The following is a 12,754-nucleotide window of genomic DNA, read 5'->3' on the forward strand; positions in this document are numbered from 1 at the left end:
TGGCAGATAGAAAGCCAGACAGCACTAATTTCTAAAGTCAGCTAGCATAATTCAACAAGCAATCATTCTTTGCGATAGATCATGCTTTGCTGGATTTGCTTTAACGCAAAATCCATGAGAAAAATCAATCCCATAGCCAATAAACTACCGATCAATGTTCCCGAGAAACGCCAAGGAATCAGATGGAGTGGTACAAAACTACTGCCGATAGTCATCAAAAGCAGCACTTGCGGATTGGTAAAAAAGTTGGCGATCGTATAATTGACAGGCATGAAATATTCCGTCAATACATTCAATACAATCAAAATAGCAGCTTTTGCTTCTAATGGTAAATCCAGTGCCATGAGTAAGAAACCTAATAAGAGCCCAACTATTCCTCCTAGCACACGACCGATTGTTCTTTTTTTGATGTTTTCCATATGTTCGCCAGCGAGTACCGCGGCTGCAGAAATCAAGATCCAATAACCATTGCTTGCTCTCAACAGATATCCACTATAAGTAGCAATAAATAAAATCATCGAAAAATGCATCGCTTTTAGGATCATTTCCGGTTGGTGGTAAAGAGCGACATAATACTTATCTTTGAGAGAAAGCTGCTGAAAGCGATCTTTGGGTAAATGAAAAGGCAGCCTTTCTGCAGCGGAGATCAGCAACCCAGCCGCCAGAGAACCTACGATTCCATAAAGAAGATAGGAGCTTTGATGAAGAATCGCCAGTAAAGCAGCTGTCACATTCTGTGTTTGATGGTGAAAATTGAATCCCGTTGCGTAGAGCATCAGTACAAAGAAATAATCTGGTTTTGGCAAGCGGTAGATTTTGGAAAGTAAAAAAGCCGTGAAGGACAAGCAGCCGATAATAAACGGTGCACTCCAAGGAATCAATGAAGTAATCGCCCCTAAAATAAAGGCACTCAACAATGCAAAACCGTGGATCAGGATTGCTTTTATATTGTAACTGAAGGAACGGTGCTGAAAAGCCAAATAAGAAAAAGCTCCCATGGCTCCAACAGAACAAATCATGGGGTCTTTGGAAAGAATCCCAGTAATCAAAGGAACGCCCATTGCGATGCCAGAGCCCAATGGACGTAATAGTTTGGTAGTTAAATTCATGACATTCCTCCTCTAGCCCCTATTGGGAGCGACATCTTTTATAAGTGGTTGTTTGGGAAAAAATTAGTATGTAAATGATCAGAAGAAAACAAGATCTTCAATGAAAAACACGGCATAACTGATGAAGCAAGCTATAGAAGATGGAAGATTTTTAACAATGAAAAAACAAGCAGCGACTTTCTAGCAGAGAGGCAACGGCCTCTCTATCAATTATAGGAATGAAAATCGAAATATGCAAACTTTTCAAGAAAGTTTCGTGAATCACTTGATCTCAGTTAATCTATCAGAAAAGACAGTGCTCTCTCATTGCCGTCAATTATACGGTTCAAGTGATATAAAAAAGATCAAAACTATTCTGGAGCAAACAAGAAGTTGCACTCAGTTAGTTTTGATCGAATTATTTTATTCCTCTATCTCCTTTAGGATAGGAAAAATTTAGTCCTCTTTTATTTTACAGATGCACTAGAAACAGCATCGACTACGACAGCCTCTGGCGCACCAGTTGTCGTAGCTGACTCTGCGTTATCTTCGTGGACAGAAGCACTGGTAACAGCATCTGAGTTCTCGTGAACAGAAGCGCTAGAGACAGCATCTTCGTTTCCCACCAATTTTTGACCGGTTTGTTGCAGATACCATTCAATGATTGGTTTGAAATCTAGAATATACTCGTTGATACCTGCATATTCGCCATTTTCATCATGCATGGCTTGGTAATTGTGGACGATGTATTTCTCTGGAACCTGTTTTGGTACATGAACCCGAACAGCATCTGTAGCGCCGCTGCGCAATTGTTGGATCACCCATTCCACATTTTTATATGATTTTTCAGGGTGACAGTTTGCTAATGGATTGCCCACCTGACCGGGAACACGAGCTGCCAACATTTCATGGGCTTCTTGACGCAAGTTATAATACAAGAATTGATTATTGCTATCCGCAAAGGTCAACTCCATCGGCATTGAATCTAAAAAGTAATTGATTTGATCGACGGTCAATAATCCACGATTTAACTGAACGTAAGTATTTCCAGAAACGGCCCCTACTGCTTCTGCAGCTTTCTCAAGCCATTGATCATCAGACATATCAACGCCTTCCACCGTTGTAGCGATCTTCCCAGTCGCATGTAAATCTTCTGGTGGCAATTGTTTAGGTCCAGCTAATGCAGAGACTACGTTAATAAATTTGACGAAGCTTGCTAACGTGCTGCCTAAAAAATCAATTGTTCGTTGATCGATCAGATTCCCATCTTCATCAAAAGCTTCTTTTGACTTTCCTAGTAAAAACTCATTCCCCGGCATCACAAGTGCATTGACTCCTGGGGCATCCAAGATTTGACGCAAATGCAACTGTGATCTGGAAGTTCCTTGATCATAATACGAAGCACCCACGACCATTACTGGCTTATTTTCAAGAGGATGAATCTTAAATGAAAGCCATTCCAAGACACTTTTCAGGCCTGCTGGTACTGTATGATTGTGTTCTGGTGTAGCAATGATTACGCCATCGGCTAAAATGATTTTTCGATTTAGTTGCTGGATCTCTGGACTGTTCGTTTGATCATCATCTTGATTGAATAATGGCAAATCTTTGATTTCGACCAGTTCCAAAGTAAAAAGTTCGGTGAATTGTTTTTTGATGAATGTTAATAATTTTCGATTGGTTGAAACTTCTGCTGTTGATCCGACGATACCGATTAATTTCATCTTTTCTATCTCCTATCGCAATTAAATGGTTTCCCAAGAAAAATTTTCTGCTTCACGTTTATTAGCTTGATGGGCATGTTGTAACTGACTTGTGATCGTCACAAACAAGAGAAAATCACTGAATAGCTCCCGCAATTTTGTTACTTGCTCTTCATCTTTCAGGCGTCCTTGTTCATCAAAAGCTTGCAATGAGTGCCCCAAAAGAAATTCTGAACTTGGCATGATCCGTGCTTTTAATTCCGGTGAATCTAAAATCTGCCGCAAATGAGCCTGTGCTCTGGAAGACCCTAGTGTGCCATACGACGCCCCTGTGATCATAACGGGCTTATCAACAAAAGGAAAAATACCATAAGAAAGCCAATTCAAGGCATTGATCAGCGAAGCTGGAACGGCGTGGTCATATTCTGGGGTACTGATGATCACGCCATCAGCAGCTTCAATTTTTTCTGCAATCCTTCTGACTGCTTCCGGCAACTCATGGTCTTCCGGCTTATTGAATAAGGGAAGACCGGCGATTTCGACAAGTTCGATCTCCGCTTCACTAGCAAAAAAGTTTTTCATGAAGTTTAACAAATCGCGATTCGTTGATCGTGATGAGTTGGTTCCTACTAAGCCTATAAATTTCATTTTTTATTCTTCCTTTCCAAAATAATTTTCTTTGATCCCTGACGTGTGGCAGACCCGATTCTCCCTTGTGACAAGAATTCCTTCGATTCCGGTCTGAGCTTTCAATTGATCCACCACTTGAACGATCGGTTTACCAAATAAACGAGTTGTCCAGATTTCTCCTTCCAACGATGACTTAGAAACAATGGTCAGACTCGCTAAGTCACTTTTGGTTGGAAAGCCTGTTTTTGGATCAATGATGTGATGATAAACGGATGCTCCTTGCTGTAAATAGCGTTCATAGATACCAGAAGTCACAAGAGAGGCATTCTTGACTTTGATGATCTCCAATGATTGCTGCCTTGTTCCTTGGGGGTCTCTGATACCTATACGCCAAAAACCATCCTGATGTTTTGGAGACGCGCCATAGGTCACGATATTACCACCTAAATTGATCAAAGCATAAACAGCATGGTTCTGATGACAGTACATTCGTAATTTATCAGCAATGTAGCCCTTAGCTAATGAACCGAGGTCTAGCAGCATTCCCTGTTTTTCCAAGAAGACACTTTGCTCTTCCTCATTCAGACGAATTTGTTGCGGGTCTGTCAATGGCAATAGTGCAGTTACTTCTGAGGGTGTGAGGACTTTTGCATCCGTAAATCCGATCCGCCATCTTTGGACAAGAGGACCAATCGCAATATTCAAGTGACTGTCTGCTGCACAACTATGATATTTGCCGATTTTGATCAGCTCATAAAGTTCTGGATCGACGACCACAGGATGTTGACCAGCTGCGTGATTCACCGCCATCAATTCTGAGTGGGGATCGTTTGCGCTAAATCGTGTTTCATATTCATGCAGCAGGCGTTCTAATTCTGATAGTAACCACATTGGATCGTTATGGGCAACTTGTAATGTGATGGTTGTACCCATTCGATGAATGACCCTTGTTTCTTCTCGAAAAAAGTTTTCACCCATTTGTATCCCTTCTTTGATTCCAAAAATCAAACGACTCGCTAGCGAACCATCATTTTTGTTAGTATTTTCACAATCAGAGAATACTCCTTTAAAACATTTTTGTCAATATCATTATATATTTTTTTATATACAAAACCGCGCTAATCTTATATAAAAAAAAGAACAACCTTCGATCTTTCGTTGCTAGATCAAAGGTTGTTCCCTATAAAACGGATCAAAAATAACGACTCATTTTCATTTGCTTTAGTCATGCATCATTATAGCTGTTTTTTCATCTGATTTAACTCATTGATCAACAGCCGATTTTTGTTGATTTTTGCAAACGCAAGTGCATCTTGTATCAATTCTAGAATGACAGAAGCTGGTTCGCCGGCAGCTTGGGCATTTTTGGCCAACTGTGCAGCTGCACGGGCCAGATAATAGGTCAAATGATTCTCTGAGCAAATGGCGATCGCATAATTTAATAGTGCGTTGCTGGTTTCAAGATCATTCGTTTGCGCGTAAAAAACCCCGCAATGGAAAACGATATTCAAAACGCGCCAGATGTCTTCCGTTGTCTGGATGGGATACGTATAAATTTCGCTAAATACTTTATCGAAATATACTTCCGCTTTTTCCAACTCAGCTTCACGCGCATAAGCGATGCCGATCCCCGTGTAGGCCAGCAGTTGAAATACTGTGTCGGTCGTCTTTGACATCAGCAATTGATCAAAATGGAACAAGACATCCGTAAACGGCGCCTGGTTAAAAACCATCTCGAATCCTTTAAGATAATAATAACGAGCTCTTAAATCGGCGTCTTTGATCGTTTTGGGATCGATTTTCTCCAAAATTTGAGCCAATTGTTCAAATTCACTGGTAATCAGCGAAAATTCAGCTTTTTCTAGTTGTTCATCTAGTTGTGAATTCACCACATTGATTGAAGAAAAAAGATCCACTAAAGGCAGATTGATTCGATTGCATAACTTGATCAATATTTTCAAGGAAGGGACTTGTCCATTATTTTCAAACCTGCTCAGAGTTGCTTGTGTGCAAATACCCTCTGAAAGTTCTTTTTGTGACATCCCAACAGCCTTTCGTGCTGCAATAAATTTCTCTACATTCAATTGCCTTTCCCCTCTCTGCTTCAACTTTGGCAGCCATTCAGTATCGATATGATTTTAGCATGTTTTTTTGAAAACAGGCACCCTCTTTTGATTTTATTTTTCACTTGTGAAGGGGAAGACTCTATGGAACAATCACTTTTCTGAGAAATCGCCTTTTACGACAGCCCGCTGGGTTTGATAGCTTCCTTTCTCTTTTCCTGTACGTATCTCGGCTAGCTTTGTTTCGATCATTTTCATAATTTTGTTCAAGTTTTGAGGGTCTGCTACAAAATCTAGTTCATCCCCATCGATCTGCATTTTCGGACAGACATCAAAATTTTCATACCAAGCATCATACCGTTCGTTCAACAATTTGTAGTAATCATACAAACTTGGATCATTTGCCACCTGTTCATACGAACGTCCTCGCTTACCGATCCGATCGATCATAGTCTCCAAAGAAACTTTGATGTGGATCATCAAGTCTGGTTGTTTCATTGGGGCGGAGTCTTCCAACTCACGCAGCATCGTGTTCAATAAATTGTCGTATTGCTCGACTTCCATTGGTGAGATCCTTCCAAGATCTGCATTCAAATGAAACATCATGCTGTCTTCATAAATCGAACGGTCGATCACATTGTCATCGTGAGACAAGGCTTCCCGCATTGCAAGAAAACTTTTATTCAAAAAAAAGATTTGCAACAAAAAAGCATATCTTTCTGGATTTGAGTAGAACAATGGTAACACATCGTTGTCCTCAACATTTTCATAAAATGGTTTTGAAGCCATTTCCTTCGATAAAAAATCGGTCAAACTACTTTTACCTGCTCCAATCGTTCCTGCTATCAATAACACATGCATCCATCCTTCTTACTAAAATATCGTTGAGCCATCCTTGTCTCGCTTTTTCCCTCACTGATAAACCTAACACTGAAGCTGATTCAAAACGTAGGCGTATCTTTACATGGCATTTGGTTAGCAGCAAAATACTCATAAAAGACCTTGTTTACTGATTTCTCTTTGATAACAAAAGATTTCTCGCGACTAATGTCTCAGTGGCAACCTCTCTAGTGTATCAAATCCAGCAGGTATTACAAGATTGAAGGTCCTTTTTCCAATAACGGGCACTCTTCTGCTAACAGGTTGTCGTCTAAACTCGTGCGTTTCTCAGAGTCGTAATGGCGGATTCTTTATGCTTGTTTGCCTCACTTCGACACAAATCCCTGCTAAACGATTATGACAAAAACAGCGCTCCTTCCAAACTTCAAGATCCATTTTACCTAATCTTTAAAAAAAGTAAATACAATATATAGTGAACAGAGTGTAAGAAAAAGATTAAAAAATACTATATATTGTGAAGTAATGGTATCTAAAGGAAGGAAATATTCAGTCACTGCAGCTGATTTTGTTATTCATTTTTTCCCCCAAAAAAACACAACACCTGCTCTCCTATCAGAAAAAAGAGCAGGTGTTGTGTTTAAAATGTTGCTATTCCACTTCAATGGATCAGCAATCAGTCGTTTTTGTCCCCTTGAATCAAAAAACAAACTCTAGCTAGGGTATATCCTTTGTGTCAGTGAACTGATTTCCGCCTCTTTCCACTAAAGAATATCTTTCCATGATCCTTAACGTAAGATTTCGATCGTTTTCTCGATTTTAACCGTTACACGACCGTTCTTGATCACATAAACCCGTTCGGGAATATCAATCAATGCATTGCTTTTCGACTTTGTATCTAACAATACAAGATCGGCTTTTTTACCAACAGCTAATCCATAATCAGCTAGTTTCAACGCTTTCGCCGTGTTGGTAGTGATCATCGGTAAAACCGTCGGCAAGTCGGCAGCCCCACCTAAGTGGGCAACTGGAACAGCTAGCATCGCAATCTGAATCAAGTCCCCATTCCCATAAGGTGTGAAGGCATTGCGGATGTTGTTGCTTCCTAAGCAGATATTTACACCACCATCTCTTAATTTGCGAATCGGAGTGACTGCACGACGCACATTATAAGGATCGTTTCTCGCCCCTAAATGAAGATCGGTGGCAGGCAATGGCATGACATTGATTTGTGCTTCCGCCATCAATGAGATGACTTCTGCTAATTTTTCAGGCGGCATCGCATGCAACGCGGTCAAATGACCTACGGAGACACGCCCGTGATAGCCTTCTTTAATGGTCTTCTCACACAGATAAACAATTGATGTCTCATCCGCTTCATCGGCGAAATCTTGATGGAGATCAATGTCTTTATCAAACTGTTTGGCAATCGAAAAAACCAAATCAATATGCTCATTGGCTGGTGCATCATTATAAGGAATTCCCCCTACAACGTCGGCACCTTTTTCCATTGCTTCGATCATCATCTTATCAGTACCAGGCGCCTTGAAGATTCCTTCTTGGGGAAATGCGACAACTTGCATATCAATCAAATCCTTGTATTCTTCTTTTAATCGCATGATCGTATCAAAGCCCGTAAATCCTTGGGCTGGATCAAACTCTGCATGAGTCCGCACAGCTGTCGTACCATGAACGATCAGCATCTCAAGTGCTTGTTTTGCCCGTTGGTATATGTCTTCCTCTGTGAAAGTTGGCTTTAATTTTGCAGTAACCGCGATAGCTTCTTGCAGTGTGCCGGAATTGTTGGGTTCACGGTCAGCGATCAATGCTTTATCCAAATGAATATGGCTTTCTACAAGACCGGGAATCAGCACTCGTCCATTGGCTTCGATGGTCTCATTTGCAACTGTTTCGATGGATGGTGCGATCTCGACGATTTTGCCAGCAGTAATGCCAACGTCTTTTAACTCTTCTCCATCCTCGATTCTTGCTTGTTTAATTAGTAGATCCATTTCTTTTCCTCCCTCTTACTTACCCAAAAATCAAACCAATGAACAACAATATAATTGAAGCAAGACTTAGCCATTTCACATTTCCTTTGACCGCATCCAAAATGGGGATTTGGAATCCTGAAGATAATGCTTGCATCGTGATGTTGACGAAACTCATTTGACTGCCTAAGCCCACGCCCATTGTGACAAAACCTAAAGCAATCGGTGGGAATCCTAGGGAAACGGCGACTGGCAAAACAAGTGTCAACACTGAGCCCACATACGCTCCAGCAGGAATGCCAATCAAGACTCCGGTTAAAATCGCCACAGGTACTACAACAAATTCCGGTGCATTTTGAGCTACCCCAGCAATGACGGCAAACGTTCCTGTTTGCGCAATGATATTGATGAATGCCAAGAAGATTCCCACTTGAAAAAGACGAGTCAGAATATACGTTGATCCATCTACCATTGCTTCCACCGATTGATTCATTGAAAAATCAGTACATAAGTAAATCAATGCTAATGTGATCACCATATAAACAAGCGGTGTGAAGAAAACAAAACCAATCAACTCATTGACTAGCGGGCCGAATATAACTGCAAAAAGCAAGAAAATCGCTGGTAATGTGATTTTGAACAACTCGCCATTACTTTTTGTTTCATATTCATTTTCTGCAGAAGCTTTAAAGCCGATGTGCCGGCGCTTCGTTCCCCAAAAAGCCAAAGCGATAGCTAACACGACAAACAACAACCAAAAAGGACGCATCTCAACAACATAAGAAGAAACGCTAAAGCCGCCCAGTTTGGAAACAATACTTGATTCTAAGGAGGCAGGAGAAGTTGTAAACGAGACAGCTGCCGCTAGCGACATGGCTGCAATCAATTCTGGAACCACTCCCACTGCTGCAAAAGCCAGTGGTGCGATCACCATTGCACTGCCGCCGCCAATACCAGACATATAAGTAGCTGCTGCAAGCAAAATGACAATAAATGCAGAAACATATTCTACCTTGCCTTTTGTTCCTCGTTTAGCCAAAGTCAAAGCTGCCGTATAGCTTCCCGCTTTGAAAACAGCCATTGCCACAGCAGAATTGATGATGGGGACAGTGATACTCAACATCGTTGGCACAGCTTCCAGCAGTTGCGTATTGGCTTCTGCTAAACTGATACCTCCGATGATCATTGCTAGTATACCAGCAACCAGTCCAGCAATGATCATATCTACCTTTCTAAATAAAAGAACTAAAACCAAGACCAATGGAACTAAAACCAAAATAGCTTTAAATCCTGTTGGTGCAACGATTTGGTCAATTGCTTCTTCAGCATGTACAGCAATGCCATAAAACATTCCTACAAACATAGCAGCAAGCAAAAAAAACCATTTTTTAAATGTTTTCATTTTTCCACGTCCTTTTTTGGATAAAAATAAATGCATTGAAAAAAACGAATGATTCAGTCTATTACGTAACTAGCAAAATAGGTTATTCCATTTAGAGAAACTCAAACGGGGCCTGCTTTCTCCTTTTATAAAACAATTACTGCCGATTACCTATTGAAATCAAAATGAGATCACTCTTAAAAAACTACCCCTTTCACTACTTGCTATTCAGCTACAAGTTCTCTGAGCCACTCCTCCCTAAGAATCATTCCCTGCACTGTCCACTACTAATAAACGGCCACAAGATGCCGTTGGTGAATCCTTTGAAGTTGTCGGACATACAAATACACCGCTTTTTTGTGGGAATGATTCTTCCTTTTCTCCTTTTCTGCCTATCTTCCTGTTTTCTATTTTACGCGAATGTGAATCCGCTTTCTTTGGACGTTATTCTAAAAAAAACGATCTTTTTTTAGCCGATTGTCTAAATCATTTGCATCAAAGTGAAACAAAAGCGGCTGTTCTGCCTATTCTGACCAGCCACTTTTATCAATTATCTGGTTCCACTGAAGAATCGCTTAATCCGCTGATAGACCAGCAATTGTTTGCGGGCACGTTGAATCCGGCGATACCGATGAGGATTTTTTTGGTAAAACCCTTGATGGTAATTCTCGGCTGGCCAGAAAGTCGTGGCTGGTCTAATCTCTGTGATGATTGGTTTTGCATAATGACCTGCCCTTTGCAGCTGTTCTTTTGACGCTTCAGCAATCGCTTGTTGCTGCGGATCTCCGACAAAAATGATTGGTCGGTACTGCTTTCCCCGATCTTGAAACTGTCCACCAGCATCTGTGGGATCCGTCAACTGCCAATACAATGAGACTAGCCCCTCATACGTAATCAACCGATTGTCAAAAATGATTTCCACTGCTTCTACATGTCCGCTTAACCCGCTACTGACTTGATCGTACGTGGGATGCGGGATATTCCCGCCGGTATATCCTGAAAGAACAGAAGTGATCCCTATTTTCTGTTCAAAAGGCTCCACCATACACCAAAAACAACCCCCCGCAAAAATGGCTGTTTCTTGATGACTCCAGTCAGTGATTTGATGTGTCTTTGTTTTTTGAGTTGTTTGAGTTGTTTCTATCCCTCTTAACTGATCATAAAAATCCTGAAAATCCGGTGTCAAGTTGCCTCGAAGTGCCAATGGTCGCAAAGCAGCTTCCAACTCTGATAGGACATTTTTTTGTTCTTGTCCGGATTCTAACCGATCTCGGGCTGCCAACAACTGGGATCGTTCCCAATCTCTTGTCCCTGGATTGATGATCAAATTGTAAAGCTGACTTAATCGTTCCTCGTCCATCCTTCTCATCCTCTCTGCCAGCAAAACTTTGAAGTGTTCCATCCTCTTGCAATTACTTGAAATGATTTATATGCAAATTACCATATTTCCTTCATCTGGCCTACTGATTCGCTTTCTGACCAAAGAAAAAATTCTCTAAATGACAAAAAAACCGAACAAATAGCGGTACAGACCATCAACATAGGAGGGTCTGAAATTCCTGTAGAACAGAAATCAGCTATCGTTCAGTTCGAGGTATTTTGCTGTTTGGTTATCTTAAGAGCATTGTTTATCTTGTTAGTGAAAAATACAATGGACTTAATTCTTCTAATGCTTCAGTCGTCAATCTCTCAACATCTTCGATGCTCTCTGATGGAAACCAAAGTTTGCCGATTTGAAAACTGCGTCCTTGCAGCTTTTCTTCAAGTTGTCTTTGTTTTTGCGGCTCTGAGAGGTATACAGCTAATGGGCAATGATCTTCTAGTTCATGTTCCACCTGTGGCCAAATATAATAATCAGCCAAATTTTTGTCTTTGCTCCATTCTTCAATCTGCCAGCGTAAGTCATTATAGGCTGCTAAACTCCCTGAACGTTGGCCACTTTTGTAATGTTGGAACATGAAATAGACTTGATATTGCTTTTGATTGATCAATGCAGCTAGGCAGGCATTTTGATTCGGATGTGCCTCATTCCGATAAGCACACCAAAAATGACTGCGCAAATTCCAACCATTCGTCCAACTCTCAACTTTCGGTTGAAGGTCTGCTGATACATTGGTTGCGACAGTCATTTGGATATGTTTCCATTTTTGCCAGCTCATCTGATAATCCTCTTTCAGCCGCTGAATTGTTTCTGGTGGGTAGATGTCTTTGATTTGTTTAAAGGCAAATACCTCACGATCGAATAAATCAAAATCTGCCTTAGCAAATTCCATAATGTCACCTTACTTTTAAGCTCTATTTTTTTAGTGGTAGTAAACAGCATCTAGGAACAATCCTTGGGAAGGCACTGTCTCTCCGGCTGCTTTTCGGACTTGATTCGTAAATATCTCATCGATCGCCGAAATGTCCATTGTACCCGCACCAATCTCTAAAATCGTCCCGGTGATGATCCGTACCATTTTATAAAGAAAGCCATCTCCTTTAAAGCGAAAACGCAGCATATCTCCTTCTCTTGTGAGTGAGAGTTCCTCGATTGTACGAGTAGTGGATTTTTTGGTCTTTTTTAATGCAGAAAAGCCAATAAAATCATGAGTGCCAATAAACTTCTCACAAGCTGCTTGCATTTTGTCCCAATCAAGCTCTTGCGGACAATGAAAACTCCGATGACGTTCAAATACGGTTGGAATCGGACTATTCCAAACATAATAACTGTATTGTTTGCCGGTCGCATTGTAACGGGCATGGAACCGTTCAGAGGCTTCTGCGACCTCTTTGATGACGATGTCTTGAGGTAGGTAGCGATTCAGGAATTGCAACATTTTTTCGGGGGACAAATCGCTTGCTGTCTTGAAATTGGCTACTTGTCCTCTCGCATGCGTCCCTGCATCTGTACGTCCAGACCCGATGATTTCGATTTTTTCATTTGTCATTTGTGTCAAAATACTTTCAATTTTCTCTTGGATCGTTCGATCAGAATCGCCTAAACGTTGCCACCCCAGATAGCGCTTGCCATCATATTCAATCGTAAGTTTAATATTTCTCATTTATGTTAATTGCTCCT

Annotated in this window: 11 protein-coding genes; all 11 read right to left on the reverse strand. The window is 41.0% G+C overall.

The features are described from left to right. Positions 1 to 62: 62 nt before the first annotated feature. The 11 genes from EGX73_RS00895 to truA all read right to left on the reverse strand — a co-directional run bounded on the left by EGX73_RS00895 (position 63) and on the right by truA (position 12,737). Positions 63 to 1,109, reverse strand: coding sequence for an FUSC family protein (locus EGX73_RS00895; protein ID WP_005470791.1), 1,047 nt, complete (start codon positions 1,107 to 1,109; stop codon positions 63 to 65). Positions 1,110 to 1,555: 446 nt separating this feature from the next. Further along, positions 1,556 to 2,812 (reverse strand): NAD(P)H-dependent oxidoreductase, encoded by a 1,257-nt coding sequence (locus tag EGX73_RS00900; protein ID WP_005470786.1) that lies wholly within the window; start codon positions 2,810 to 2,812, stop codon positions 1,556 to 1,558. 21 nt (positions 2,813 to 2,833) lie between these two features. Beyond that, complete coding sequence (locus EGX73_RS00905) at positions 2,834 to 3,439, reverse strand: NADPH-dependent FMN reductase (RefSeq protein WP_021150173.1); 606 nt, start codon at positions 3,437 to 3,439, stop codon at positions 2,834 to 2,836. 3 nt (positions 3,440 to 3,442) lie between these two features. After that, positions 3,443 to 4,399 (reverse strand): FAD:protein FMN transferase, encoded by a 957-nt coding sequence (locus EGX73_RS00910; RefSeq protein WP_029486538.1) that lies wholly within the window; start codon positions 4,397 to 4,399, stop codon positions 3,443 to 3,445. A 257-nt stretch (positions 4,400 to 4,656) separates the two neighbouring features. Continuing rightward, positions 4,657 to 5,505 (reverse strand): helix-turn-helix domain-containing protein, encoded by an 849-nt coding sequence (locus EGX73_RS00915; protein ID WP_021150175.1) that lies wholly within the window; start codon positions 5,503 to 5,505, stop codon positions 4,657 to 4,659. 132 nt (positions 5,506 to 5,637) lie between these two features. Further along, entirely contained in the window at positions 5,638 to 6,339 is a 702-nt protein-coding gene (locus EGX73_RS00920) for a deoxynucleoside kinase (RefSeq protein ID WP_081842106.1), read from the reverse strand. Positions 6,340 to 7,109: 770 nt separating this feature from the next. Then, a complete protein-coding gene (locus EGX73_RS00925; RefSeq protein WP_029486537.1) occupies positions 7,110 to 8,333 on the reverse strand; it encodes an amidohydrolase family protein in 1,224 nt (407 codons plus the stop codon). A 19-nt stretch (positions 8,334 to 8,352) separates the two neighbouring features. Continuing rightward, entirely contained in the window at positions 8,353 to 9,675 is a 1,323-nt protein-coding gene (locus EGX73_RS00930) for a citrate transporter (RefSeq protein WP_253764202.1), read from the reverse strand. A 568-nt stretch (positions 9,676 to 10,243) separates the two neighbouring features. After that, entirely contained in the window at positions 10,244 to 11,053 is an 810-nt protein-coding gene (gene msrA, locus EGX73_RS00935; protein WP_172956402.1) for a peptide-methionine (S)-S-oxide reductase MsrA, read from the reverse strand. Positions 11,054 to 11,321: 268 nt separating this feature from the next. Continuing rightward, a complete protein-coding gene (locus EGX73_RS00940) occupies positions 11,322 to 11,966 on the reverse strand; it encodes a glucose-6-phosphate 1-dehydrogenase family protein (protein WP_005470767.1) in 645 nt (214 codons plus the stop codon). 30 nt (positions 11,967 to 11,996) lie between these two features. After that, positions 11,997 to 12,737, reverse strand: a complete 741-nt coding sequence (truA, locus tag EGX73_RS00945; RefSeq protein WP_003125859.1) for a tRNA pseudouridine(38-40) synthase TruA — start codon at positions 12,735 to 12,737, stop codon at positions 11,997 to 11,999. Between the last annotated feature and the right edge of the window lie 17 nt (positions 12,738 to 12,754).

The sequence above is a fragment of the Enterococcus sp. FDAARGOS_553 genome (genome assembly GCF_003812305.1).
GTDB classification, from domain to species: Bacteria; Bacillota; Bacilli; order Lactobacillales; family Enterococcaceae; genus Enterococcus_D; species Enterococcus_D gallinarum.